This window comes from Bradyrhizobium sp. LB8.2, from assembly GCF_040548035.1.
Taxonomy (GTDB): domain Bacteria; phylum Pseudomonadota; class Alphaproteobacteria; order Rhizobiales; family Xanthobacteraceae; genus Bradyrhizobium.
Genome location: NZ_JBEPQV010000006.1, coordinates 218890 through 244615, shown reverse-complemented (window position 1 = coordinate 244615; position 25726 = coordinate 218890). Strand labels below are relative to the sequence as shown.

Sequence of the window (25726 nt, the reverse complement as noted above, 5' to 3'; positions counted from 1 at the left end):
CTCCACCATCCGCGCCGGCACCAGTCATCCGCAAAGGCGAGACCAGCCCGGCAGCGCCCACCACGCAACTGGCTGCATCGGGCCACCCGGCCGACATTGCAGCCTCTTACCGCTCCTGCGGCAAGGAGGCGTGAGATGGTCGGTCACGATGACCTGAAGGCCTATTTCGACAATGCGCGTCGATGGGAACAGGATTTGTTGCTCTCGGCCCATCGCTCGCGGCGAACGGCATGGGTGATTGCCGGGGGCGCCAGCGTGTTGGCGGTCGCCTCGCTCAGTGCCGTCGCAGCGCTCTCGCCGCTGAAGACGGTCGAGCCGTTCGTGATCCGGGTCGACAATGCCACTGGCATTGTGGAGACCGTCTCCGCCCTCGGTTCAACGCCGGCGCGCTATGACGAGGCCGTCACCAAGTATTTCCTCGGGCGTTACGTTCGGGCGCGAGAGGGCTATAGCTACCCAGAGGCCGAAACCAACTTCCGCACCATTTCGCTCCTCTCAGGGCAAGGCGAACAGGCCCGTTTCGCAGCCTGGTATCGCGGTTCCAATCCCGAAAGCCCGCAAGTTGTTCAAGGCCGTTTCGGGGTCGCAACGGTGCGGATCAAGGCGATCTCGCTCCTGGCCGACAATGTCGCCTCGGTGCGTTTCATGAAGGAGAGCCGCAAGGGCGAGGAAACCCGCATCACCCACTGGGTCTCCACCCTGACGTTTTCCTATGCCAACGCGCCAATGTCCTCCGCCGACCGTCTCATCAATCCGCTCGGCTTTCTGGTCTCGGAATATCGCGCCGATCCGGAGGTCGTGCCATGAAATCCTTCGCTCTCTTGATGACCTTTGCCCTGGGATTTGCCGGGCCGGCTCTGGCGCTGCAACAGCCCTCACCGGGTCAACATGATGCCCGGGTGCGCACGGTGACCTACGATCCCGCCAACGTGGTCCGGGTCAATGGCGTGATTCGGGCATCCACCCAGGTGTTGTTTGCCGATGATGAAGAGGTCGCGCATGTCGCGATCGGCGACGCGATCGCATGGGAGGTCGCACCGGCAGGCTCGATCCTGTTCCTCAAGCCGCGGGAAAAACATCCACCAACCAACCTGCAGGTCGTCACCACCCGCGCCGACGGACGGAAGCGCTCGTATCAGTTCGAATTATCGATCGCCGAGACGACACTGGCGGACAGTTACTTCGTCGTCCGCTTCGCCTATCCTGGCGACGAGATCGAGCGCCGGCGCGCTGAGGCGGCCGCCCGCGGCGCCGAGCGGGAAGGCGCGCTGATCGAGCAGACTTTTGACCTGCATCATGCCTATGGCGCGCGCAACTGGCGCTTTTCAGCGCAAGGTTCGATCGACCTCGAGCCCGAAGCCGTATTCGACGACGGCAAGGAGACCACGTTCCGCTTCGCGGGCAACCGCGAAATCCCCGCGATCTACCTGATCAACTCGGACGGCTCAGAAAGCCTGGTGCCCAAGGATGTCCGCGGCGAGCTCGTGGTCGTTCATGCCACAGCCCGCGAGTTTCGGCTGCGCAAAGGCGACAACGTACTCTGCATTTTCAACGAGGCCTTCGATCCCGTGGGGATTAACCCAGGCACCAATACAACAAGCCCGTCGATCGAGCGGCGGGCGAAGAAATCACCAGCAACCCCAAGGCCACGATAGGCGAGCGGCGACATGACCGAACATCACGATGAGACGATCGCCGGCGACCGTGGCATTACGCCCGTGGGAGGAGGGGACAATGGTCGAGCGGCAATGCTCAAACGCGGCTTCGGCGCGCTGGCACTCACCGCATTTGCCGCTCTGATCATTTGGGGCACCTGGAAAGGTGATAAGCCCGTCAGCGATTCCGCCCGCAAGCTGGTGATCCGCCAGGCGGCGGCGTTCGAGCCCATCCCGGAGCTACCTCCCGCACCGATCACGACGGCCTCAGTTGGAGCCGCGCCGGTCGCAGCCACGCCAGCCGCCCCCGCGCTCGCTTCCGACCAGCTTCTGGAAAGTGCCCGGCGCGCGCCGGTGCTGGCCTATAATCGGCCGATCTCTGCGGGGCGTGCTGCCCACGACAGCGTGACCGGAAGTGTCGTCACCGATTCCTATGGATTTGGCCGGGGCGAGCCGCGCAACGACCTCGCCGACAAGCTGAAGCCGACCCCGATCGAGGGCGTGCGCGCAGCGCGGCTTCCCAACCGCAACCTGCTCATTACCCAGGGCACCTCGATCCCGTGCGTGCTGGAAACCGCAATGTCCTCCGACGTGGCCGGCTTCGTCTCCTGCGTCGTCGTGCGGGACGTGATGTCGGATTCCGGCAACGTGGTGCTGATGGAAAAGGGTACACAAGTGGTCGGCGAATATCGCGGCAATGTTCGGCGCGGTTCAAAACGCCTGTTCGTGCTGTGGACCCGCGCCAAGACACCGACCGGCGTCATTGCGGCACTGGCCTCGCCGGCCACCGATGCTCTGGGCCGCGCCGGTTTTGACGGCGACATCGACACCTACTTCTTCGAACGGTTCGGCTCGGCGCTGTTGCTGTCGATCGTTAGCGATGCCTCCTCGATCGGACGTCAGCAGCTGCAGGACAGCTCCATCCAAATTAACAACACCACCGGCGCCACCAACACCGCCGCCGGTATCGCTGTCGAGCAGTCGATCAACATTCCGCCGACGCTCAACAAGAATCAGGGCGAATTGGTCAATATCTTTGTCGCCCGCGACGTCGATTTCTCCTCGGTCTATCAACTGCGGCGGGTCGAGACCCGCACGCAGATATTGGACCGCACCATCCCCGGGGGCCTCGCCGCCCCGGCCGTGGTGACAAAGTGAGCGCGGTACACTCCGTCGAACGCGATGGCAGCTGGCTCGTGCTGGCGCGCTATCTGGAGCCGCTGGCTCCATTTCTGGCAGACAACTCCCTGACGGAAATCGTCGTCAACCGCCCCGGCGAGATTTTCGTGGAAGGTCCTGGCGGCTGGACCCGGCACGAAGCGCCAACTCTGACACACGCCTATCTTTCAAATCTCGCGACCGCGGCCGCCGGCCATACCCGTCAGGACATCGGTCCGGAGCATCCAGTGGTGTCGACCACCCTGATCGGCGAGGAGCGCTGCCAAATCGTCGTCCCGCCGGCTGTGCCAGCCGGCACGGTCAGTCTCACAATCCGCAAGCCGTCGGCTTTGACGCTGACACTGGACGCCTTTGAGCGGACAAAACTGTTCGATGAGGTCCGTGTCGCCAATGACGATCTCACGGCCGACGAGCATCGGCTTTTGGCGCTGAAAGATGCCGGCGCCTGGCGCGACTTCCTCCAGCTTGCCGTCTCAACTCGCCGCAACGTCATCATTTCCGGGGCGACCGGTTCGGGAAAGACGACGCTATCTAAGGCGTTGATCGCGGCGATCCCCGCACAAGAGCGGCTCATCACCATTGAGGACACCGCCGAGCTTGTCATCCCGCATCAGAATTGCGTGCGGCTACTCTACGCGACGGGCAGGGCGTTGCCAAAATTGGACCGCGCGAACTTCTGGAGTCCTGCCTGCGGATGCGGCCGGATCGAATCCTGCTGCAGGAGCTACGCGACGGGACGGCGTTCTTCTATCTGAGAAATGTCAACTCAGGCCATCCAGGATCGATCACAACGGTTCATGCCGACAGCGCGCGGCTCGCCTTCGAGCAGCTGACGTTGTTGGTCAAGGAAAGCGCGGAAGGCCGCGACCTTCATCGCGACGACATTCGCTCGCTGCTGCTGCTTCTCGTGGACGTCGTCATCCAGATGCAGAAGCGGGACGGCCGCTACCGCATCTCGGAGATTTACTATGACCCCGTTCGCAAGCGCGACCGCATCAGCTAAGGCGGCGCGGGGCATCGCGCTGGCTCTCGCGGCCTGCGCGCTGTTTCTGCTGGTCGCCTCGAATGTTCTGCTGCTCGGGCTGCGGCTTCACGACGGTGGCTTGCACTGGTCGGAGATCGTCACAGGCTGGCCGCGTTACGGCGCCGACCCACGTTTCGACCGGTGGCTGACGCTGGCGACGCTTGCCGGTGTCGTTGTGGTGTTCGGAATGCTGGGTGCTGTGCTCCGTCACCGTCCTCTGCCTCTTCACGGCAGCGCGCGCTTTGCCTCAGAGCGGGAGATCAAGGCCGCGGGCTTGCGTTCCACTGAAGGCATCCTGCTCGGCCGCAAGGACGGTGCGCTACTGTGTTTCGGAGGTTCCGAACACGTCCTCGTCTATGCCCCGACCCGGGCAGGCAAGGGCGTCGGCTATGTCATTCCCAATTTGCTGAACTGGCCAGATTCGGCGGTTGTTCTCGACGTCAAGAAAGAGAACTGGGATCGCTCTGCAGGGTTTCGGGCGGCCCATGCTCAGGAGGTCCATCTGTTCGACCCGCTTGAGGCGAACGGACGCACCGCGCGCTACAATCCGCTCGGTTACGTGCGCAGCGATCCTGCGGATCTTTATGATGATCTGCAACGCATTGCCGTCATGCTGTTTCCGGCGGAGAGCCGCGGCGACCCGTTCTGGTTCGAGGCCGCCCGCTCGGCCTTTGTCGCTGTTGGAGGCTATGTCGCGGAAACTCCAGGCCTTCCCCTGACGATCGGCGAGATCCTGCACCAGCTGTCCGCTGCCCCCGACCTAAAGGCGCATTTCGATAAACTCATCGCGGCGCGAAAGTCAGGTCCGTCACCTCCTTCCCGGCATTGCATCACGGCACTGAATGATTTCCTTGCCGCTTCCGAGAACACCATGAACTCGGTGCGCAAGACCGTGACGGCGCGCCTGGGTTTGTGGCTCAACCCCAGGATCGATGCCGCAACTTCGGCCAATGATTTCGATTTGCGGCAACTGCGGCAACGGCCGATGTCGATCTATCTCGGGGTCACGCCTGACAATCTCGACCGCATGGCGCCACTTCTCAATCTGTTTTTCCAGCAAGTCGTCGATCTCAACACCCGCGAACTGCCGGAACAGAACCCAAAACTCAATCGCAAGCTTTTGCTGCTGCTTGATGAGTTTCCCGCCTTGGGCAATGTCAATGTGCTCGCGAAATCCGTCGCGTTCATCGCCGGATACGGCATCCGCCTGCTTACCGTGGTCCAGAGCCCGGCGCAGTTACGCGCGATTTACGGGACCGACGCGGCCCGCAACTTCATGACCAACCATGCTGTCGAGGTGGTGTTCGCCCCAAAGGAACAGGACGTCGCCAATGAACTTTCGGAACGCATCGGGTACGACACCGTGAAAGCGCGCAGTCGCAGCGGACCGAAAGGGCTGGCGATGCGTTCGACCAGCGAGACGGTCTCCGAGCATCGTCGGGCCCTCATGCTGCCGCAGGAGCTGAAGCTTCTTCCCAAATCCAAAGCGTTCGTTCTGGGTACCGGCATTCCGCCCGTTATCGCCGACAAGATCGTATACTACGAAGACAAGGCGTTCCTGAAGCGATTGCTGCCGGTGCCGGCCCCGGAATTGCCCAAAGGACGTTCAAACGCGCTCCTCGATGCAGAGATCAAGGTGCTTCGCTCTGAGGTCGCCGAGTTGCGGGCGGTGTTCCGGGCCCGGCCGATGACGGATGAGGAGGTGGCTGACCCGTCCACAATTCCCGCCAACGCTAGTTTCGATTTCGGAGACGTGGACGTCGACCTTGAAGGGTTGTCCGAGGACGACATGAAAGCCTGGACCCTGAATTACATCGACGCTCAGGCCATCCCGCCGGCGCGACGGGCAAGCCGGAAGCATAATGGACGGCAACATGAACAACACGCGTGAGAACAGCCAGGACTTCAGCTTCAAACGGCGAGAGCGGACAGGGCACGATCCTGGCACGGATAACACAGCCAAGGAATCCGCAGCGAAGTCAGCATCGGCCGAAAATGCATCCTCCGCGGCGATGGGTGACAATGCGCTACCCGATCGCATCCGCCGCAAATATTACGTTGCGGTCAACGAGCCCGGCAAAGAAGGGGCAAACGGCGGTGCCCGGCTTTATGCCGACGATAAGGGCGAGTATCTCGCGTTCAAGGTCGCCGACGACCGCCTGGTCACGCGCCACGCGGCGGCCGAGGTGATCCGCGACATGGTCAGCGTGGCGCAACATCGGCAATGGACGTCTCTCGAGGTCCGTGGCTCCGTGGAATTCCGTCGTGAGGCGTGGCTCGAGGCCAGCGCACGCGGCATGCAGGTGCGGGGCTATCAGCCGACCGAACTCGACAGGCAGACGCTCGCCGACCGGCAAGACGTCTGGAAACGAACGCAACCGCGAAGTCTGGAGACAGGGCCTAGTCCGGTTTCTGACAAAGATGGGCGCGCAGAGAGACTTGACTACGACAAAGGTGTCTCGGGACGCTTGATCGAGGTTGGCCAGGCACCGTATCGCAATCAAAACGATGCCGAGAAAACCGCCTACGTGGCGATCGAGCTCGACAGCGGCCGTCGGCATCAGGTGTGGGGCGTCGGTCTCGAAAAGGCGACCGCCGACAGCGACGCGAAGCCCGGCGATCGCGTTCAGGTGCGGAGGGACGGCGTCGAACAGGTCACAAAGACAATCAAGGTGATTGACGCCGCCAACGGGCAGGCGCATGTCGAGCGACGGCAGGTGCTGCGTAACCGCTGGCGGGTGACAGCGGAGACGTTTCGCTCAGCCGACCGGCAGACGGCCGCGCGTGATCCCGCCCTTGTGACAGCTCAATCGCAAATGGCGATCATTGAGAGAGCTTTAGAACGCGCATTCCCGGACAATGAGCGTGCACGACAAAAGCTTGCTGGAGTGGCACGGGAGCGAATCTCCCAGCACCTCGAGCACGGACATCTTTTTGCGCGAGCGAACGTTATGGAATCGATGCAAACTCGCAGCCGATCCGGAAATGACAAAGACGATATCCGTCGAGACCCAAATAGTGAGCGTATTAGAACTCAAGGACAAGAGCGGTGAGGATCGGCCGGACGGTCTAGCGATTACTGCGAAACCGTCAGCAAATGGTGCTAAAGTTTCCAAGCCATACTGGCTGCACGCTCGTGCGTGATCTCGGTACGAGATAGCAAGCAGTTGCTTTAGGCGTTGGGCTGTCACGTAAACACCCGCTGTTCAGGACAGCTGACTCTTAATCAGCGGGTCCCAGGTTCGAGCCCTGGTGCGCCCACCATATAGATCAAGACCTTAGCGACAGAGACCGTTTGAGTAGGCTGAACTAAAACGGTTTTTCAAACGGTGTTTTTGACGGCAGGTCGGCGAGACCACTCTCGGCATTGTGATCTGCTCTACTCGTCGCGGCGGAGGCCAAAGGCGTCTCGAAGGCCGCCCGACAGAACCGCTTCCTCACTGTTGTATCTGGGTCAGAGCCGCCCGACGTGGTGAACCGCCCCGGGTTTGCCGGAGGCTCCAACTCCTGAGAGGATGGAGCCATGACGAGCAAGACGACGAACAAGTTTTCACCCGAGGTCCGGGCCCGTGCGGTTCGGATGGTTCTGGATCACGCGAGCGAGCACCCCTCGCGCTGGGCGGCGGTGACCTCGATTGCGGCCAAGATCGGCTGCACGCCGCAGACGCTGCATGACTGGGTCAAGAAGGCCGAGGTAGATAGCGGACAGCGGGCCGGCGTTCCGACCGACATGGCCGAGAAGCTGAAGGCGCTCGAGCGGGAGAACCGCGAGCTTCGGCAGGCCAACGAGATCCTGCGCAAGGTGAGCGCTTATTTTGCGATGGCGGAGCTCGACCGCCGGTCCAAGCCATGATCGCCTTCATTGACGATCATCGTGGGGCGCATGGGGTCGGGCCGATCTGCAAGGTGTTGCCGATCGCCCCCTCGACCTATCACGCCCATGTGGCCAAACGGCGCGATCCGGCCAAGCGGTCGGCGCGCGCCAGGCAGGACGCCGCGCTGAAGATTGAGGTTCGGCGCGTCTTCGATCAAAACTTCTCCGTCTACGGCGCGCGCAAGGTCTGGCGGCAGCTCAAGCGTGAAGGCTTCGATGTTGCCCGTTGCACGGTGTCGCGACTGATGCGGGACATGGGTTTGCAAGGGGTTATCCGCGGCAAACCGGTCAAGACCACGATCAGCGACAAGGCCGCGCCATGCCCGCTGGATCACGTCAACCGCCAGTTCAAGGCGCCAAGGCCGAACGTTCTCTGGCTCTCCGACTTCACCTATGTCGCGACCTGGACCGGCTTTGTCTACGTCGCCTTTGTGATCGACGCCTATGCCCGCAGGATCGTGGGCTGGCGAGCCTCGCGCACGGCGCATGCGGGCTTTGTGCTCGATGCGCTGGAGCAGGCACTGCATGATCGACGGCCGGTCCATCGCGGCGGGCTCGTGCACCATAGCGACAGGGGCAGCCAATACGTCTCTATCAAATACACCGAGCGCCTGGCCGAAGCCGGCGTGGAGCCCTCTGTCGGCAGCGTCGGAGATTCCTATGACAACGCTCTCGCCGAAACCATCAACGGCCTCTACAAGGCCGAGGTGATCCATCGGCGCGGGCCATGGCGCACCTTCGAGGCCGTCGAGTTCGCGACGCTGGAATGGGTCGACTGGTTCAACAACCGGCGGCTCTTGGAGCCCATCGGCAACATACCGCCAGCCGAAGCCGAGCAACGCTACTACGCCATGCTGGAACAGCCGGCCATGGCGGCATAACTTAAACCAAATGGCCTCCGGCAAACCCGGGGCGGTTCAGTGGCCGGCTTCTTCCCACTTCTGCTCAATGTCATCGGCGACGCATTGGGGCAACTGCGCCGCGCTCCCATCGAAATAGTGCTTGAAGTCGACGTGGACCCTCATGTTGTCCGGGCGGTATAGGTTCAGCCATGAAGCGGACGTGATTAAGCAATCGAACGACAGCCCAGCCGGACTAGCGTCTTACTTCTACACCCGAGATCTATCGCGCGCATTCCGTATCGCGGAAGCCTTGCAATACGGAATGGTCGGGATCAATTCGGTCAATCTCAGCGTCGACAACGCACCTTTTGGCGGGGTGAAGGAATCCGGACTGGGTCGGGAGGGGTCGAGGCATGGGATCGAAGAATATACCGACCTTAAGTATATTTTGATTGGTGGGCTTCAGTAGGGCTCGTCCTAAGGCTTGGAAGCAAAGAAGGTGAAAGTGACCTGCCTCCGAAGTTTCATCCAGTGGCGATTAGAGCCTCAGCGGATGTTACGCCGTTTGGCGCGGGGTGAGCAACGTGCGATCGGCGGAGCTGGTCGGGGTTGCGCAGCCGGTCGCACGTTGCGGTGAGGTTGGCGGCATAGGCCGCAGGCGTCAGGTAGCCCAGCGAAGAATGCGGGCGTTGGCTGTTGTAGTCGGCGGCCCAAGCGGCAATTCTGGCCCGGGCGTGATCGAGGCCTAAGAACAGAGTTTCGTTGAGAAGCTCGTCGCGCATCCGGCCGTTGAAGCTTTCACAGAAGCCGTTCTGCATCGGCTTTCCCGGTACGATGAAGTGCCAGGCGATCTGGTGGTCTTCCGACCAGGTCAGCATGGCGTTGCAGGTGAACTCGGTGCCGTTGTCCGAGACGATCATGCCAGGCTTGCCGCGACGGGCGATCAGCGCCGTCAGTTCGCGCGCCACCCGCCGTCCCGGGAGCGAGGTGTCGGGGATTGCCGCCAGGCATTCCCGGGTCACGTCATCGACGATGTTCAGGATCCGGAAGCGGCGACCACTGGCGAACTGGTCATGGACAAAATCCAGCGACCAACGGGCATTCGGCCGAGCCTCGACCAGGATTGGCGCCCGAACACCCACCGCGCGGCGGCGGGTCCGGCGCTTGCGGACGCTGAGGCCTTCCTCCCGATAGAGACGGTAGATTCGGTTTAGCCCGGACGGCTCGCCATGTTGGCGCAGCAGGACGAACAGCCGGCGATAGCCGAAGCGCCTGCGAGCATTGGCAAGCTCGGTCGCATCTTTCACAGATCGGCTAGCATGTTCTACGTTGCTGGTGGCTCCCTGACGGTCACTCCAATAGCGGATTATTTCGATATTGTTCGCAATCGCGTCGCTCCGCAAAGCGCAAATGCAAAGCGAGACGAAAAGCTCATTTCCGTAACGATTCCATCGAAAGACAGCGCAACCCTGACCGCGGCGATCCTGATTTCCGGCAAAAGTTACGTTGATCAACTTGTATTCATGAAAGCAGCAGAAGCCTGGTTGATCGTTGCCAAGACGTATCATCTTGTTTCGGACGAAGGAACTGAAGAGCGGCTCTCATCCTAGGAGATCGTCTGATCAGGAAATCTTTTTATGCCGAAAAGACGCAAAAAGCCGATTGAAAACCAAATGCCAATTCGAGACCAGCAATCCGCTGAGTGTCCGAAGGCAAGGGGTAAGTTTCTCACCGCTACCCTCAAGCGTAGAGCGCTTAAATCGAAGGCGTCCCAAAAATTGGCAAAGCATCAGTAATACTGCCACCATTTTAAATTGTGGCAACCAGCCTTCACGGCGAACAATCGAAAATCCCAGGGATCGTCCGAGGGTGGGAATTGGGCGGTGATGTCTGTCAGCGAATCCGGCTTCTCCCGCCGGGTACACGGCGCTCGATGAAACGCAGCGCCGCACTAGAGCTCGGCGTATTTCGCCGAGCTCTTTTTTTGAGTTCTCCAACAGCAGGGCGGAAACGTAAACAGCGGTGACACGACGTGCCGGTCCCGCCGACGCTTCGGCGCAGGGGACCGGCGAACAAACTGGGCGAGAATCCCTGAAGGCCGCGAGCGGCCGACAAGCGATGTTGATGACGATCGTCGGCCACGGGGCCGGCGACGAAAAAGTCGGTCACAAGGCTTCAACGCAGGTCGGCTTGAAGAAGCTGGAACCTCACGCGACGCCGATCAAAAGATCGGCTTGGCTATCGCAGCGAGCCCATCGAAATATAGAAGCAGCCCGATCGCGAAGCCTAGCAGAAGCGAGAGGACTTTCGTGACGCGCTGCGTCGACAGACCGCTCGGCAGCTTTCGCCCAACTTGCTTCAGCATGGCTTTCAGTCCTTTCGTGACATCTTCGCGGTACGTGCTTAGGTGCTGATGATAGGCGGCCGCACGTTCTTTCAGCCAATCACCGTACTTTTCGGACAGTTTGGGAAGAACGTCCTTCAATGCGGGCGCATTCCTCAGGGGCTCGTCGACGCCATCGAATTCGGTGTTTGCCTCGAAATCAGCCAGTCGGGGATTAAGCTTGATCGCCTGCAGGGTCGCTTGCTCGAGATCCGGATGCCCAAGTCCGCCGTAGATCTCCGCAACGTTATATGCATAGACCCAGTTGCCGGTGACATCTGCGAGCCACGCGTAGCTCTTGATGGCGCCGAGTTCGGCCAGCCTTCTGAGGGTGCTTTGGCGGCGCTCCTGAGCGTCGGCTGCGCTCAGCTCCGAGAGCAACCAGTCGGTCATATGCACGGCCGATGCGATGTGGAAATGGTCCGACGTCGAAAGCGCGGTCTGATCGGGTTTCAAGGTACGAAACTGGGTGATTGCCGCCTCGAGATGCTTCAGGCCTTTTTCGATCCGCTTGTCGTCCGCACCAAGAGTCTGCCGCTCGACGGCGATCGCGAAGCCGAGCAACAGCTCGCGAGCGGCCCCGTATCGGGGATACGCGGCGTTCGACGCGTCCTTGAACAGGAACTTCGCTTCGGCGAGCAGCGTCCGAATTTCGGCCTTTTCGCGCTTCGTCGAATCAACGAGATCGTAGGCCGAGTAGGCGTCTTCCCACCAACGCAGGAAATGCAGAGGATAGTCGCCGCAGACGACGCCTTCCCAAAACACGAGGCGCATCGGCGCCAGGTGCTGCGACTTCGTGAGGTCGAAGTTCAAATAGCGGGATACCGTCGGGCCGAGATCGACCTCGTCTCCGTATTCGAGCTTTTCCTTCAGTTCTGCGGCAAGCCCGTCCCGCTTACCGGCGTATGTTGCGACCCAGACGCTGGCCATAGTGTGAATGAAGCGATGATGGAGACTCATAATCTGATCTCTCGCGAAAAGTCGCCCCACCCGACCTTTAGATGGCTATGCGGATGGGACCTTGCAAATTTGCGGAAATTTGCAGGAAAAAGGGTTCTCTCTTCGCCCCTTTCGGCTCCGGACAACTCTGGATCCCGTTATCTGCACAAAAGCCGAGGATCGCAATTTGGGTCCCTATTCGAGTGCGTCGGAGGACTGGTTCGCAATGTCCTCCCGTCGCGTCTGTCTCTGTGTCCGCACCGAGCGATGGTGCTCGGCATAGGAGATCGACATCATGTCGAAGACCGCACTGATCCTCGCAGTCGTGCTGTTCCCGTCGCTGGCGGCGGCGGGCAACGGCACGACTCCTTCCATCCCGAAGCCGGACTTCACCCCGAAGCCCGCTCCGACCAACACGGTGCCGAACATCCCGGTGCCGCCGCCGCCCCCGCCGCCGCCTTGCCACGGGCCTTTCTGCCCGCCCAAGCCGACGAGGTAGGCGCAGGGCAGATCGAGCCGAGTCTCCGCGGACGAATGCTCGTCGACGGAAAAACTCAGAACGGGCTATGCGCCCGTTCTGAGCCTCCCACCCACACCAATTCAGGAGACCGAGCGCACTTGGCCCCGGGCGAAGTCCCTGAAGAGACTGCCAAGTCGGCCCGGCTATTTTCCGGCCGGAGCTCAAACGGTGGGTTTTGGTCTAGCAAGGTCGAAAATGCTTGATCTTTCAATGGGGATTGACTGACACTCTCTCCGCCAGTTTCGCCCCTCGGATTGCTTGTGGGCGGGACAGGATTTGGAAGGCCAGCGTGATCCGTTCGGAGATTCGCTCGAGAGCCGAGCTCAACCGCGCTTTGCCTTTGTTTCTGCACCCTCACGCCAGCGAGATACCGCGCACAGACCCATTGGTACAGGTCGACTACGCGCGCGTCGTGGATTTGGATATTGGGGCGAGCAAATCGGATATCTGCGCGATCAAAGTGGTCTCGGCTGCGGTCGATCGAGATCTTGGAGCTTGTGCCGAAGTGATTAAGCGCGAAAGCGGACACTCAATAACCCGACGAATTGATCGCTCCGATGCTGAAGCGATTTATGGCAACCGATCGCGCATTCAGGAAATTTCGATCTCAATCGTCTCAGGACAGAACGGGATAACGCTCCTTTAGGAGCGCTAGACATTTAACTAAGGACCAAATTATCGAGCTCACCGGGCTTGGTCAGCTCTTGTACGTCTGCTGACACGGCATGCAGCAATCACTCGCGCCGGTACCGAAGCGCATCGACGAGGAGCGAAAACGCGGGGATGACTGCCGGCGGCTCGGACAGTAGCGCCGGCAACTTACCTGCATTTTCCGGGTAGGACGAGCTTGCTACTTCATGCTGGGATCACCAGCCGCCATTTGGTACCCGGCCGACTGTCTGACTTGCACGCGGGTTGACAGGTTATCGACCCTTCCAGCAGGCGTGCGAGGTCCTCTACGTTCCTGGTGCCAAACCCGTCGGGGGTATGTCCGTGAGCAATGCCAATGCCGTCGTCCTCAAACTCGATTATGTTCTTGTTGCCCGAAACAGTAAAATTGACGGTGAGCATTCCCTTCATATCCTCGGGGAACGCATACTTCAGCGCGTTGTTGATGAGTTCCAGCAACAAGGCCCCGATGGCGATTGCGCGCATGGACGTTAGCTCCGCGGAATCGGCCTGCGCCACTATGTCAACCTGATTGGAGTTTGGCAAAGCCGAGCGCACCTCGTCGATGACCGTCATGATGAACTCTCTCGAATCGATCATGCGCGAAGGTACGGAATGCGACAACAGCCGCTGAATATTTCCAATCACCATCACACGTGAGCCCGCACGTTCGAGCGCGCGGCGTACCTCTTCATTGCAGCTGGTGCGGGCCTGGTGCATCAAGAACGAAGAAACGAGCTGCAGGTGGTTTCCCACACGATGAGTCATTTCGCGCGAAAGCGCTTTGGTGATGTCCATCTGTCGCTGCAGGTTTCCCTCAAGGACACGGATGTGCCACACGAAGACTGCCGTAAACCAGACAGTCCCAATGGCGAGAGCACGATTCAACCATGCCTGCCATGCCGGTATGCTGTCAGGGATGGTTACCCAATATCCTGCGATGATCAGAGGCGTTGCGAGCAGCGCAAGAGCGAGGGCTGCCTTCGGTTTGGGAAACCAGAAACCCAGAAGGACCAGACCCGCATATAGAGTGCCGACCGAGATTATCTGCGGGGTCAATGCATCGAATGTCAAGGCTGCGGTTACGACGAAGAGGGCGACAATGGCGGCGCCTCCCCAGGATGGCCAACGTTGAGTCACTGCCTGTAAGCGGCTAATGCGCTCGTTGAACGTTCCAAGCAACCGGTCAGACACGAGACATCCCTCCTCTCAACCGCACAGGGCTATTTCCGAGTCATCGCACATACGCCGCCCTGCGTCACACGAAGGACTGCGAGAGCGTACGGCGCGGCGGAACTTCAGGCACTACCCTGGTGCTTGATGTCGTATCTTGCTAGAAGAGTCGGATGGCGCGCTGGCGGTATCGCTGCGCATTCGCGGCTTTTCCGCCCTGCGCCGTTCACGGGGAAAGCGGGTGATGGACAGCGGATCGCTCGCCGGAAAGGTATCTAGCAACTCCCGATCCAACTGCAGATCCAACTGTCTCTTGTCACGCTCGTTGATGGGTTCTTTTGTCATGGCGCGTACTCCAACTCACTTTCGACGCCGATCTGATCTCCAGGTATTCTCCGGCTAGCGTCGGGTCGACTGACTCAAAGAATGAGAATGCCCGGCTCGGACCGCAAGACTGTCGATCAGGCGACACGGGGCAAGACCTCAAACTGATGAAATGGCGGCGGCGAAGATAGGGTCCATTCGAGCGTGGTCGCGCCGGGCCCCCACGGGTTGTCCGCAGCCCTCTCTTTACGGACAAATGCGAACGCAAGGCCCACAAAGAAAACAACCAGGCCCGCTGCAGAGACATAAGCTCCAATCGAGGAGATTTGGTTCATGCCCGCGAACGCATCCGGATAATCGGCGATGCGTCGCGGCATTCCCGATAGTCCGAGGAAATGCATTGGAAAGAATGCGAGATTGACGCCGATGAAGGTCAGCCAGAAGTGCAGCTTGCCCAGGGTTTCAGAATACATGTAGCCGGTGATTTTCGGAAACCAGTAGTACCAGCCTGCGAAGATCGAGAAAACGGCGCCCAAGGACAGCACATAGTGGAAATGTGCGACGACGTAGTAAGTGTCCTGAAACGTCCGGTCGACGCCCGGATTGGCCAACACCACGCCGGTCACGCCGCCGATCGTGAACACGAAGACGAACCCGATCGCCCACAACATCGGCGTTTGAAATCTGAGCGAGCCTCCCCACATGGTCGCGATCCATGAAAAGATTTTGACGCCAGTCGGTACCGCGATCACCATGCTCGAGAGCGCAAAAAAAGCCTGAGCGCTACTCGACATCCCGACGGTGTACATGTGATGGGCCCAGACCACGAAGCCAATGAACCCGATTGCGACCATGGCATAGACCATTCCGAGATAGCCGAAGACAGGCTTGCGGCTGAAGGTCGAAACCACCTGGCTGATGATTCCGAAACCCGGCAATATCATGATGTAAACTTCCGGGTGGCCGAAGAACCAGAACAGGTGCTGAAACAGCACCGGATCTCCACCGCCCTCCGCGGCGAAGAACGTCGTCCCGAAATTGCGGTCGGTCAGGAGCATGGTAATCGCGCCGGCGAGTACGGGCAGTGACAACAGCAGCAGAAACGCCGTCACAAGGACCGACCATGCGAATAGTGGCATTTTGTGCATGGTCATGCCGGGGGCACGCATGTTGAAAATGGTGGTGATGAAATTGATTGCGCCCAAGATCGAGGATGCGCCGGCCAGGTGGATCGACAGGATGACGAAATCGACCGCCGGGCCGGGATGTCCGGACGTCGATAGCGGCGCGTAGAGTGTCCAGCCGGTGCCGGCGCCATGCGAACCCGGCTCTCCCCCGACGAACATCGAGATGATGAGCAGCGCAAACGATGAGGGCAGTAGCCAGAACGAGATGTTGTTCATTCGCGGAAACGCCATGTCCGGCGCGCCGATCATGAGCGGTACCATCCAGTTGCCAAATCCACCCATCATCGCCGGCATGAGCGTGAAGAAAATCATGATCAGCCCATGGCTGGTCACGAACACGTTATAGGTATGTGTATTGGAGAAAATCTGCAGCCCCGGTTGCTGCAATTCCATCCGGATCACGACCGAAAGAATCCCGCCGATCAGCCCTGCGCATATCGCGAACACGAAATACATCGTGCCGATATCTTTGTGGTTGGTCGAATAGACATAGCGCCGCCAGCCGGCACGGCGACTGTGTGTGTCGTTTGGACCATGGGCTGCGTATTCGACAGAAGTCATGGCTTGATTACCTCACTTGCTGCTGCCCATGCCCCATGTCGTTAATGGTACTCTCGGCCCGTCTTCAATTTTTACAAGCGAGAAATGTTGACGGTTAAATTCGCAAAACTTGATACATAAGAGGAGACGAGATCGCCCGCGAGATATCGAGGCGAAGGGTTGCCGGCGACAAACGAGCTTGATGTCGAGGAAGATGAATCGGGCGGCTAAACAGCGACAAAACGGCACGGCGGTGGATCGCAGGCTTGATTTCATGGATTGTCTCGCCAACTATGAGCCATGATTATCATTGCGCTTGACCAAAAAGACCTTTGTCGCGCGGGACTCTTGCAAATCGGCAAGTAGCCCGGGCTACCCTTTGGTTGTCCGGGTTGAAATTTCCAAGAAAAATGTAGCTCTGCTTGACTGCGATGTTCCGGAGCAGGCGCTTCGCGATCGCTCGCGCTTGAGCCAGCAAGCGCAGCCGTCGCACGACGGCAAGACGCGGCCGAAAGTGACGGTTGTGAAGTCTGTCGCCTTCGAACGGTGACGGCGACCCAGTCCAGCACCTCGGCCGCGAGATCCGATCATTGTGACAGAGGAGCAAGTGATGATTAGCAGGACAAGCGAAATGAGCCGGCTTTGTCTGGATTCCGCGAGCAGCGTTGCTCGTGCCGTTGCTGACCACAATCTAAAAAACATGAAGCTGTCGAGCGACCACGCATTAAGGTCGTTTGTATACATGACCCAACTTGCTGACGCGAAGACGGGCCTGGAAGTCATCGCGCTTTCGGGTGCGCATTGCCATAATCAACTAAACGTCCTGGGCGGCTATACCGACAACCTCGTCGATCTGATCTGCAAAATGCCGAAGGACGCGGCTGAGCCGTTCAGAACGGAAGCGGTCATGACAAGCTGCGTCATCCTTTGACGGCTGATGCAAAATCCGCGGATACCAGGACTGGAATAGACATGAGCGAACATTTTCCTCCGATCATCATCGCACGACGAGACCACGCGCGTCTTCAAGGCCACTTTAGAAAGAGCGAGTTGGGTCGGCGAACGATCACCAGTACGGCATGCATAGAGAGAGGATTACCGGCATGAGACCGCCAATTGCAATTGATGCGAATCACCTTGCCAGACTGTCCGCGCTCTCGTCGCTGACGAGCGGGCCAATGGTCGAAGTGTCCGAATATCTTCGTGAGGAGCTGGACCGCGCCCATATCCTTCCGGCGGAAAAACTGCGTCCGGACATCGTCAATCTCGGCAGCTCGGTCGAATTTCGCGACGAGCAAACCGGGAAGGTTCAGGAGATCATCCTGGTTTATCCGATTGATGCGGACTTTGCTCGCCGGCACGTGTCGGTCTTAACGCCGGTCGGCGCCGCGCTTCTGGGGCTTTCCGTCAATCAAACCATTTCATTCCATACCAGAACAGGCGAGCGTCGCAAATTGACCGTGGTTAAGGTCAGACCCGCGACCTGACGATAGGCGTGGTATGAGGAACGCGGTGATCGCCCGTAGGCAACTTTCTTATGCTTCGGCTTCTGCAGGTTGGGACTTCCGTGCGGAGGTTCGACCGAGAAGGATGTCCCGCAAGACCACCGCGTCGTTGTGAGTTTCGTCATGCGCCGCAAAAACGAGCGTAATCCGGCCTCTTTCAGCGAGCGTGCGCAGCTCGTCGAGCCGGTCGCGGTGCCGATGGATCTCTTCCGAGTAACGGCGTCGGAATTCTTGCCAGCGAGCGGGGTCATGGCCGAACCACCTCCGTAGCGCGGTGCTGGGAGCGATGTCCCTGGCCCACAGATCGATCGCGGCATTTGCCTTCGCAACGCCGCGCGGCCACAAGCGGTCGATCAAGATCCGGATGCCATCCTCTGCAGCCGGGTTCTTGTATGCCCGCTTCAATCTGACGTTTGCAGCCGCAATTCTCCTGCCCATAAGCATGGCTCCCGAAAATTGTCTCGGCGTTCCTAATCGGTAGCAACGCCCCGGGACGATAGCGGCGACGCTTCTGGCGGTGCGACCGCGCTGACGTGATGGTCCGGATTGCCGGAACTCTCGAGCGAGTTTCTGATGCCGTCTCCGGATGCGGCAATTGAGGCCGCCAGCATGCCTACGACCAGCCACATCATTCTGCCGTCGCCATCTTCGGTCGAGTTGCGGTCCGACCTGATGCCGCCGTGCGATGGCAGAAGCTGTATCACGCGGATCGCGAGGATACTTGCCTCCGAGGGTGACCAGCGCTCACTGTTCGATTTCCATATCCTTGATGCGAGACTGTTTATTGCCTGCTCTTCTGATAACCGCGCCAGACGATCAGCCTCTTGCCACGGATCGAGGTCTTGCCGCGCCAGCACAGACAAAACGGTGAGAGGCAATTCATCGTTTTCACAAAGTGAGGCGAACAGAAAGGCATCGTACTTCGACTCGAGACGAGAAACTTCGGTCATTTCACATCTCCCATCCTTCTGTGGCCGGGTGAACGCCAGGTCCGCGTATCCCTTCGCGGCACAGCGACTGGGGCCATCTTCTTGCTCCTCAGGTCTATTTGGCAAGCGAGAAATATTGACTCTTTCTATTCAGAAAATCGATCGATGGATCGACTAATAATTGTTTCGCTCCCCTCGCTTACGCCCCGCTCGCCCGGAATGGAGTGCGAGCCAACGCCGGCATCGCCGCCATTTGTGGTGCGCGCCCAACTAGTGCCGCCGATTCGAAGTCCCCGCACTGCAAGCGGCGAAATGAAGCCAGGGACTTCAAATCGAAAAGCGGCACTAGAATCGTAAGTTTGCTAGTGCCCATGGCTTTCCGAAGTTCGTAAAGGGTGGTTGCTGAAATGGTGTACGAACTTCGGAAAGTGGGAACTAGCGCGTTCTTCGCGAACGCCTCGAGGGATTCCTGGCAACTGTCGTTGCCGCTTTCGAGTTCGCGATCCCGTGCATGATCTCAAGCGCGATCCCGAAGAGGTCGCGATCGCAGTCAAGAGGATAAACGACGTAAGCAGGCATCGAAAATTCGGGCGCGTTTCCGATTAGATTCAGTCGTTTTGCCTTGAGATGAGGCCGCACGATACGCTCCGGAAAGTAGCCGGAGCCGCCATTCTCCAGCACGTGTTGCAGTCCGAGCCAGCCGATATTCGCAGTCAGCGGAGGACCAAAATTCGGAAAGCAGGCATTGTGTCGGGCGTAGAACTCCGGTCCCCAGTCCACATAGACATAGCCGGGCCGGGGCTCAGGCTTGCTCTTTGCATCCGTCGAAACCATGACGAGCTTTTCCTCGAATAGTTGCTCGAGCTTCAATCCCGGTCGACTCTGGGGGGTGTACATGACGCCGATATCAATTCGACCGTCGATGAGGCCTTGCATGAGTTCTGGCTCCAGGCCGCTCTCCGCACGAACGGAAATCTCCGGTCTGGCCTCACGCATCAGCTGAAGCCACTTCAGCAAAAATTCCTCCCACAGGCCCATTCGGCCGCCGACAACCAGCGTACCACCAAAGCCTTCAGGAATTCCGATATCATGGCGCGCCTGCTCTATCGTCCGAACGAGCGTGGCCGCGTGCCGCTGAAATTGCCGGCCAGCAGATGTCAGCGTCGTGCCGGCTTTGTTGCGGACGAAGAGCACGCAACCGAGTTGGTCTTCGAGCGTATGGATCCGCGTGCTCACAGTCGACTGGCTGACATGAAGCCGGTCCGCGGCGCTGATGAAGTTTCCGCTCGAAACAACCGTCAGAAAGGTTCTCGCCAGCTCCGTGTCCATCGGAAACACCTCTTCATATCTAATTCGTAGATATCAAGAGCTTAAATTATTCGTTCGTCAAAAATTATTTCGAGCATATGTTGTTGCCAGCGAGCTTCCTCCGGCTTCGTGCCGAGTGATTCACTCCGCGGCGAAAAGGATGGGATGCATGACGGACGCGCGGATGCGTCGGCCGGGGTGAGCGTATGACTAGTTGCCTGAAGGCATGGTTGGACAGGAGAACGGGATGAAAAAGATGCCGGTGAATATGCCCAGGTTGAGAAACCGTCTGTTCGAGAAGATGCGCCAGATCAAAAGCGACCGATACCCAACACTGTCCATTTGGCGTGGAGTTTATGGCGGCGAGCTGCCGTCATCCTTGGCGCCCATTCGCATCCGTCGCCGGCCAGCTTGACGCTCCAATGGCGCTGTTGGGTGCGGGAAAAGCCGTCGGGCTCGAGAGCCAGCAAAGGGGGAACGTAGGTATCGTCGCAGAAATCCGGAAGGTCAGGACCAGCGAAGTCAAGAGGTGCGTTGACTGACACGCGCGGACACTGCCTCAACGGACAACAAGGAGATCGAGGCATGTACAAAAAAATTCTCCTGGCCTACGACGGGTCGCTCGATGGCCGCGAAGCTTTAGCCCAGGCGAAGAGCTTGGCCTCGGCGTCGGGTGCGACGGTTCATCTTCTCGCAATCATAGACCTCTCCGAGAACATGCTTGTCGTCGAAGGGATGGCTTTCATTCCCGACAACCGGCGGTATGTCATGCAGTCGGTGCTCGATGCCGGCGTGAAACGTCTGCAGAGCGTCGGATGCACGGCAACGAACGACATCAGGTACGGCAATCCTGCCGAACAGATAGTTCTGACCGCAAGGGAAATGAAGGCGGACCTGATCATCGTCGGCCATCGAGATCAAGGCACGCTTGCACGCTGGCTGAACGGATCGGTCGGCGAATCGGTTTTGCATCATCCGCCTTGCAGCATGCTCGTCGCGGTCAAACCGGAGCACATGGAAAATAACGTTACTCCAATGCGAAAAACACGGGCGCAGGAAGGATAGCACGCAGGAAGGATCGTACCATGCTGAAAACATCCACCGTCTCAGCCCTTTTGTTGGCGGCCGCTGCCGTTACGATGCCGTCAGGTCCGGCAATGGCAAAAGAAATCGTCCTGGGAGCGTCTGTGCAGCTCACGGGTCCGGTTGCCAATACCGGCCGCTACTACCGCGACGCCTATCAGTTCGCGATCGACAGGATCAACGCTGCGGGCGGAGTCAAGGTCGGCAATGAATCACACAAGCTCGACCTCAAGCTGTACGACAATCAGTCGGACGTCAATTTGAGTGTGCGCCAGTACACTCAATTGGTTTCTCAGGACAAGGTGGATTTCCTGCTGGGGCCATTCGCAAGCAATTTTGCACTGGCGGATTCGGCCGTGTCCGAAAAGTACAGGATTCCGATGGTTCAGGGTGGTGGCGCGTCCGACCAGATATTCGCCCGCAAGTTCAAGTATATTTTTGGAACGCTGGCGCCGGCCAGCAACTATTTTGGCTCGACCGTGGACATGATGAAGGGGCTCGATCCAGCCCCGAAATCAGTGGCTCTGCTTTATGCCGACGATGCCTTCGACGTCTCGGTGGCCGAGGGCACGCGATCGAAATTGGAAAAGGCGGGCCTCTCGCTGGCCATGGACGAGCGGTACAGCACGAACGCCACCGACTTCAATTCGCTGCTCTCGCAGATCAAGAGCAAGAACATCGATGCGGTGCTGGTGGCGGGCCATGAAACCGAAATCCTGAACTTCGTGAGACAGGCCAAGAGCCTTGCTGTCGCGCCGAAGATGTATTCCTTCACGGTGGGTGTTCCCAGCGAAGATTTCCGCAAGGCCCTGGGCAAGGATGCGGACTATGCTTTCGGCATGACCGCTTGGCTGCCTTCCGCCGAACTGAAGGATCGCTGGTTTGGCGACGCTGCAAAGTTCGCCTCGGCCTACAAGGCAAAGTTTGGCTATGATCCTGATTACCACGCTGCTTCCGGCGTAGCCGACGTGGAAGCATTGGTGCAAGCCGTGGAAAATGCAGGCTCGACCGATCCGCAGAAGGTGCGAGAAGCGTTGTCGAAGGTGAAATTCGACAGCCTTTACGGCCGCGTTGCGTTCAACGAAAACGGTCAGATCGACCTGCCGCAGATCGTTGTTCAGGTTCAAGGAAACGCGCTGGTCGCAATCTACGGCGTGGACGGCAAGATCACGGAGCCGAAATATCCCATGCCGGCCTGGGACGCACGCTAAGCGGATCGAACGATCGGTCGGCTGAAAGAGGACGACGTGGATCTGCTTGAGCAAATCCTCATCAACGGCATTCTTTCGGGCGGCTTGTACGCGGTGATGGCTCTCGGTCTCGCGCTCGTCTGGGGCGTACTCAATATCGTTAATCTGGCACACGGTGCATTCATCATGCTCGGCGCTTACGTGTCGTGGTATCTCTACACGTACGCGCATGTCGACCCGTTTCTGGGGTTGCCGATCACTGCGGCGGCGATGTTTGCCATCGGGTATGGCGTACAGCGTGGGCTCCTGAATTTGATCGTCCGCGCGCCCATGTTCAACACGTTGCTGATCACTTTCGGGCTGGAGGTCGTGCTGACCTATCTGGCCCAGCTCGTGTTCTCGGCCGACTTTCGTACCATTAACCCCGCCTATGCAGGCGACAGCATCGTCCTGGGGCCGGTCGTGTTGCCGCTGGCGCGGCTTCTGGCTTTCGGCGTTGCCATCGCGCTGACGGTTGGCATGTGGCTGTTCCTTCTGCACACACGATTGGGGCGTGCCATCCGCGCCACCGCGCAGAACCTGGTGGCGGCTCGCCTCTACGGCGTTGAGCCTCGGCATCTCTACGCCACGACTTTCGGGATCGGAATCGCGCTGGCCGGAATGGCGGGAGGCCTCTACGGAACGGTATCGCAAATCAATCCCTACATCGGTGCGGCACTGACGGCAAAATCGTTTGCCATCTCGATTATTGGCGGGCTGGATAATCCTCTCGGGGTGATCGTCGGCGGCCTGTTTCTGGGAATCCTCGAATCGTTGACTGCACTTTACGTCGGCTCGACCTACGCCGACGTGGCAAGCTTTGGTGTGCTGGTATTGGTGCTGATGGTGCGGCCCAACGGCCTGCTTGGGAAAGCAGCATGAGAGCGCTGCGCATCGCGCTCATGCTGGCGGCGCTTGCCGTTCTTGCGGCCGTGCCCTGGTTCGGATCGGATGTTCTGATCCAGTTCGGCATCAATGCCCTCCTGCTCGCGGTTTTGGCTCAGGGCTGGAACATCATTGGGGGTTACACCGGTTACGCCTCATTCGGCAATTCGGTGTTTTATGGGCTCGGCAGCTACGGTGTTGGCATTGCGATGGTGCAGTGGCAACTGCCGTTCGGTATCGGTCTGATATTCGGCGCGGCGCTTGCGGTCATCTTCGCCGTTCTCCTCGGAGTGCCGATTCTGCGGCTGAGAGGTCACTATTTTGCGATCGCTACGCTGGCGTTGGCCCAGGTCATGACCGCGATCGTTTCCAACGTGAAATTGGCCGGCCAGAATATCGGACTCGTCTTGCCGCCGCTCAACAATGATCCTCTCTTTTACGAGCTGTCGCTCGGCCTTCTTATTCTGGCTACGTTGACCATTTTCTGGCTGACGCGCAGCCGCTTCGGTTTTGGGCTAATCGCTATCCGCGAAAACGAGGAAGGCGCGGCAGTGATGGGTGTCAATACAACATTGTACAAGACGCTGGCATTTGCTCTCTCGGGCATATTCAGCGCTCTGGCCGGCGGCATTCACGCCTATTGGGTTACGTTTATCGATCCGGAGAGTGCATTCGACATCAGCCTGAACGTCAAGATGATCATCATGACGGTATTCGGAGGACCCGGCACGATTCTCGGGGCCGTCGTCGGGGCATTGTCGCTCTCGGCGATCTCCGAAGTTCTCTCGAGCGAGGTTACCCGTCTCGCGGGCCTTTTCTTTGGTGTTGTCGTCGTGGCCGCAGTTGTGCTGATGCCGCGCGGTCTGGCGGACATGTCGCGGCGCTTCCGCAAGATGGGGTGGCGGTATTTCGCCGAAAACGTTCGGACGCACCGGCTGTGACCGCGATACTCGAGATCAAGAACGTGACCCGACGCTTTGCGGGCCTGATCGCGGTGGATGACGTAAGTTTCATCCTGCAGCGAGGAGAGATTCTCGGCGTGATCGGCCCGAACGGTGCCGGGAAAACCACGCTCATCAGCCTGATCAGCGGAACGCTTTTTCCGAACTCGGGCGAAATCCGTTTTGAAGGACGGTCTCTTGGCCGCTTGCCTGCGTACCGTCGTGCACGGCTGGGCATAGGACGAACCTTTCAGATCATGCGGCCTTTTCCCGGCTTGTCGGTGCTGGACAATGTCGCGGTAGGCGCCCTCTTTGGACGTGGCGTTGGACAGGCCCAACTGACGAAAGCCCGCGAGCAGGCGCGCGCTCAGCTGGATTTCGTCGGGCTGGGCGGGAATGTCGATCAACGCGCCGATGAATTGGGAGGCCCTGGCCGCAAACGTCTGGAGCTGGCAAAAGCCTTGGCGATGCAGCCGAAGGTTCTCCTGTGCGATGAGGTCATGGCGGGGCTGAATCTCGTCGAGATCGAAGAGGTGATAGAGGTGATCCGCAAGGTCCGTGACGCGGGCATCAGCGTTCTCGTCATTGAACACGTCATCAAGGCCATCAAGAGCCTGTCGGATCGGCTGCTGGTGTTGCATCATGGCGAGAAGATTGCCGATGGCGAGCCCCGCGCGGTGCTCGCCAACCAGGCCGTCATCGAGGCGTATCTTGGCAAGAGGCGGGCATGAACGAAGAGTCGGCAGTCAAGGCGGAGCCTCTGCTTGACGTACGTGCGGTCAACGCAGGCTATGGTGGAATGCCGGTTTTGCGCGATGTCACTCTGAAGGTCTACCCGGCCGAGATCGTGGCGCTGGTCGGCAGCAACGGGGCGGGCAAGACTACCTTGCTGCGTACACTGTCGCGCGTGCTTTCCTGCACGGGCGGCATTGTCATGAACCACCAGGATCTGGTCCCGATGACGTCCGATCAGGCATTTGTCGCAGGGTTGGTTCAGGTTCCGGAAGGTCGTCAGCTTTTCGATCGCATGAGTGTACAGGACAACTTGCTGATGGGCGCCTTCAGGCGAAACGATAAGGCGGGGATCGCACGCGATCTGGATAAGATGTATACGCTGTTCCCGCGTCTGCGGGAGCGTCGAGATCAACTCGCAGGAAGCATGTCGGGCGGCGAACAGCAAATGTGCGCGATGGCACGGGGCCTGATGGCGGCGCCGGTCTTGCTGATGATCGATGAGATGAGTTTGGGACTGGCGCCCGTCATCGTGGAACAGTTGACGGATGTTCTGGCGACGATACGCGATGAAGGCGTGACGGTGTTGCTGGTCGAACAAGACGTTAATCTGGCGCTGTCAACGGCCGACCGGGGCTATGTGATGGAAACCGGTCGCATCGTTCATAGCGGCCTCGCCAGGAAACTCATTGACGATCCCGAGGTCCGTCGCGCTTATCTGGGAATCTAACCCGGCGTTGCTCCTTGGAGAGTGCACTCGATCTCCGCGCCGAACGCCGGCTCGACCCAGATAGCCTTAAACCTA

General features: G+C 59.3%; 26 protein-coding genes, 3 pseudogenes and 1 other annotated feature. Of the genes and pseudogenes, 21 read left to right on the top strand and 8 right to left on the bottom strand.

Going from position 1 to position 25726, the window contains the following annotated elements:
* Positions 1 to 135 precede the first annotated feature (135 nt).
* The 8 genes and pseudogenes from ABIB06_RS10780 to ABIB06_RS10745 form a co-directional block, all read left to right on the top strand.
* Positions 136 to 807, top strand: coding sequence for a VirB8 family type IV secretion system protein (locus ABIB06_RS10780; protein ID WP_354068951.1), 672 nt, complete (start codon positions 136 to 138; stop codon positions 805 to 807).
* Positions 804 to 1655 carry a P-type conjugative transfer protein VirB9 gene (gene virB9 / locus ABIB06_RS10775; protein ID WP_354068953.1) on the top strand — a complete coding sequence of 284 codons (852 nt, stop codon included), beginning with the start codon at positions 804 to 806 and terminating at the stop codon, positions 1653 to 1655. Before ABIB06_RS10780 ends, virB9 begins: the two co-directional genes overlap by 4 nt.
* Before the next feature lie 12 nt (positions 1656 to 1667).
* A complete protein-coding gene (virB10, locus tag ABIB06_RS10770) occupies positions 1668 to 2813 on the top strand; it encodes a type IV secretion system protein VirB10 (protein ID WP_354068955.1) in 1146 nt (381 codons plus the stop codon).
* A pseudogene (gene virB11, locus ABIB06_RS10765) lies at positions 2810 to 3837 on the top strand (P-type DNA transfer ATPase VirB11). The gene virB10 and the pseudogene virB11 overlap by 4 nt, the downstream one beginning before the upstream one ends.
* Positions 3803 to 5749 (top strand): type IV secretory system conjugative DNA transfer family protein, encoded by a 1947-nt coding sequence (locus ABIB06_RS10760; protein ID WP_247314914.1) that lies wholly within the window; start codon positions 3803 to 3805, stop codon positions 5747 to 5749. The pseudogene virB11 and the gene ABIB06_RS10760 overlap by 35 nt, the downstream one beginning before the upstream one ends.
* Complete coding sequence (locus tag ABIB06_RS10755) at positions 5721 to 6911, top strand: LPD7 domain-containing protein (protein ID WP_354068960.1); 1191 nt, start codon at positions 5721 to 5723, stop codon at positions 6909 to 6911. The genes ABIB06_RS10760 and ABIB06_RS10755 overlap by 29 nt, the downstream gene beginning before the upstream one ends.
* Before the next feature lie 470 nt (positions 6912 to 7381).
* A protein-coding gene (locus ABIB06_RS10750) for an IS3 family transposase (RefSeq protein WP_354068962.1) occupies positions 7382 to 8613 on the top strand; the annotation gives its coding sequence in 2 pieces (ribosomal slippage) (positions 7382 to 7673 and positions 7673 to 8613; 1233 coding nt in all).
* Positions 7666 to 7782 (top strand) — a sequence feature (AL1L pseudoknot). Its footprint overlaps the gene before it by 117 nt.
* Positions 8614 to 8758: 145 nt before the next feature.
* A pseudogene (locus tag ABIB06_RS10745) lies at positions 8759 to 9043 on the top strand (aldehyde dehydrogenase family protein); the annotation flags it as partial.
* 55 nt (positions 9044 to 9098) lie between these two features.
* Here ABIB06_RS10745 and ABIB06_RS10740 read toward each other — a convergent pair.
* Positions 9099 to 9878, bottom strand: a pseudogene (locus ABIB06_RS10740) (IS3 family transposase); the annotation flags it as partial.
* Positions 9879 to 9893: 15 nt separating this feature from the next.
* Here ABIB06_RS10740 and ABIB06_RS10735 point away from each other — a divergent pair.
* The gene (locus tag ABIB06_RS10735; RefSeq protein WP_354068964.1) at positions 9894 to 10184 is read left to right on the top strand and encodes a nuclear transport factor 2 family protein; all 291 of its coding nucleotides are present in this window, start codon (positions 9894 to 9896) and stop codon (positions 10182 to 10184) included.
* A gap of 611 nt (positions 10185 to 10795) precedes the next feature.
* Here the strand turns inward: ABIB06_RS10735 and ABIB06_RS10730 are convergent.
* Entirely contained in the window at positions 10796 to 11947 is a 1152-nt protein-coding gene (locus ABIB06_RS10730) for a hypothetical protein (protein WP_354068966.1), read from the bottom strand.
* Between the two features lie 244 nt (positions 11948 to 12191).
* Between ABIB06_RS10730 and ABIB06_RS10725 the strand changes: the two genes are divergently transcribed.
* Both ABIB06_RS10725 and ABIB06_RS38895 read left to right on the top strand, forming a co-directional pair.
* Entirely contained in the window at positions 12192 to 12395 is a 204-nt protein-coding gene (locus ABIB06_RS10725) for a hypothetical protein (RefSeq protein ID WP_354068968.1), read from the top strand.
* A 310-nt stretch (positions 12396 to 12705) separates the two neighbouring features.
* The gene (locus tag ABIB06_RS38895; protein ID WP_502916541.1) at positions 12706 to 13062 is read left to right on the top strand and encodes a hypothetical protein; all 357 of its coding nucleotides are present in this window, start codon (positions 12706 to 12708) and stop codon (positions 13060 to 13062) included.
* Between the two features lie 209 nt (positions 13063 to 13271).
* Here the strand turns inward: ABIB06_RS38895 and ABIB06_RS10715 are convergent, their stop codons facing one another.
* The 3 genes from ABIB06_RS10715 to ctaD all read right to left on the bottom strand — a co-directional run bounded on the left by ABIB06_RS10715 (position 13272) and on the right by ctaD (position 16330).
* Positions 13272 to 14279 (bottom strand): sensor histidine kinase, encoded by a 1008-nt coding sequence (locus ABIB06_RS10715; protein ID WP_354068970.1) that lies wholly within the window; start codon positions 14277 to 14279, stop codon positions 13272 to 13274.
* 111 nt (positions 14280 to 14390) lie between these two features.
* Positions 14391 to 14603 (bottom strand): hypothetical protein, encoded by a 213-nt coding sequence (locus ABIB06_RS10710; protein ID WP_354068972.1) that lies wholly within the window; start codon positions 14601 to 14603, stop codon positions 14391 to 14393.
* Between the two features lie 116 nt (positions 14604 to 14719).
* Positions 14720 to 16330: a cytochrome c oxidase subunit I gene (gene ctaD, locus ABIB06_RS10705; protein ID WP_354068974.1), complete on the bottom strand. Its 1611-nt coding sequence runs from the start codon at positions 16328 to 16330 to the stop codon at positions 14720 to 14722.
* A 295-nt stretch (positions 16331 to 16625) separates the two neighbouring features.
* Here ctaD and ABIB06_RS10700 point away from each other — a divergent pair, with 295 nt between their 5' ends.
* The 3 genes from ABIB06_RS10700 to rnk all read left to right on the top strand — a co-directional run bounded on the left by ABIB06_RS10700 (position 16626) and on the right by rnk (position 17796).
* A complete protein-coding gene (locus ABIB06_RS10700; RefSeq protein WP_354068976.1) occupies positions 16626 to 16859 on the top strand; it encodes a hypothetical protein in 234 nt (77 codons plus the stop codon).
* 60 nt (positions 16860 to 16919) lie between these two features.
* The gene (locus ABIB06_RS10695; protein WP_354068978.1) at positions 16920 to 17240 is read left to right on the top strand and encodes a phasin family protein; all 321 of its coding nucleotides are present in this window, start codon (positions 16920 to 16922) and stop codon (positions 17238 to 17240) included.
* A gap of 172 nt (positions 17241 to 17412) precedes the next feature.
* The gene (gene rnk, locus ABIB06_RS10690) at positions 17413 to 17796 is read left to right on the top strand and encodes a nucleoside diphosphate kinase regulator (protein WP_354068980.1); all 384 of its coding nucleotides are present in this window, start codon (positions 17413 to 17415) and stop codon (positions 17794 to 17796) included.
* 48 nt (positions 17797 to 17844) lie between these two features.
* Here rnk and ABIB06_RS10685 read toward each other — a convergent pair whose 3' ends face one another.
* The 3 genes from ABIB06_RS10685 to ABIB06_RS10675 form a co-directional block, all read right to left on the bottom strand.
* A complete protein-coding gene (locus ABIB06_RS10685) occupies positions 17845 to 18252 on the bottom strand; it encodes a DUF488 domain-containing protein (RefSeq protein ID WP_354068982.1) in 408 nt (135 codons plus the stop codon).
* Positions 18253 to 18284: 32 nt separating this feature from the next.
* Positions 18285 to 18764, bottom strand: coding sequence for a hypothetical protein (locus tag ABIB06_RS10680; protein WP_354068984.1), 480 nt, complete (start codon positions 18762 to 18764; stop codon positions 18285 to 18287).
* A gap of 414 nt (positions 18765 to 19178) precedes the next feature.
* The gene (locus ABIB06_RS10675; RefSeq protein WP_354068986.1) at positions 19179 to 20072 is read right to left on the bottom strand and encodes a LysR family transcriptional regulator; all 894 of its coding nucleotides are present in this window, start codon (positions 20070 to 20072) and stop codon (positions 19179 to 19181) included.
* A 226-nt stretch (positions 20073 to 20298) separates the two neighbouring features.
* Between ABIB06_RS10675 and ABIB06_RS10670 the strand changes: the two genes are divergently transcribed.
* The 7 genes from ABIB06_RS10670 to ABIB06_RS10640 all read left to right on the top strand — a co-directional run bounded on the left by ABIB06_RS10670 (position 20299) and on the right by ABIB06_RS10640 (position 25651).
* Complete coding sequence (locus tag ABIB06_RS10670) at positions 20299 to 20466, top strand: hypothetical protein (RefSeq protein ID WP_354068988.1); 168 nt, start codon at positions 20299 to 20301, stop codon at positions 20464 to 20466.
* 170 nt (positions 20467 to 20636) lie between these two features.
* Positions 20637 to 21116: a universal stress protein gene (locus ABIB06_RS10665; RefSeq protein WP_354068990.1), complete on the top strand. Its 480-nt coding sequence runs from the start codon at positions 20637 to 20639 to the stop codon at positions 21114 to 21116.
* A gap of 74 nt (positions 21117 to 21190) precedes the next feature.
* Positions 21191 to 22345 (top strand): amino acid ABC transporter substrate-binding protein, encoded by a 1155-nt coding sequence (locus tag ABIB06_RS10660; RefSeq protein ID WP_502916546.1) that lies wholly within the window; start codon positions 21191 to 21193, stop codon positions 22343 to 22345.
* 36 nt (positions 22346 to 22381) lie between these two features.
* On the top strand, positions 22382 to 23245 hold the full coding sequence (locus ABIB06_RS10655) for a branched-chain amino acid ABC transporter permease (protein ID WP_354068994.1): 864 nt from the start codon (positions 22382 to 22384) through the stop codon (positions 23243 to 23245).
* A complete protein-coding gene (locus ABIB06_RS10650; RefSeq protein ID WP_354068996.1) occupies positions 23242 to 24189 on the top strand; it encodes a branched-chain amino acid ABC transporter permease in 948 nt (315 codons plus the stop codon). Before ABIB06_RS10655 ends, ABIB06_RS10650 begins: the two co-directional genes overlap by 4 nt.
* Positions 24186 to 24920, top strand: coding sequence for an ABC transporter ATP-binding protein (locus ABIB06_RS10645; RefSeq protein ID WP_354068998.1), 735 nt, complete (start codon positions 24186 to 24188; stop codon positions 24918 to 24920). The genes ABIB06_RS10650 and ABIB06_RS10645 overlap by 4 nt, the downstream gene beginning before the upstream one ends.
* Complete coding sequence (locus tag ABIB06_RS10640; RefSeq protein WP_354069000.1) at positions 24917 to 25651, top strand: ABC transporter ATP-binding protein; 735 nt, start codon at positions 24917 to 24919, stop codon at positions 25649 to 25651. Before ABIB06_RS10645 ends, ABIB06_RS10640 begins: the two co-directional genes overlap by 4 nt.
* Positions 25652 to 25726 lie beyond the last annotated feature (75 nt).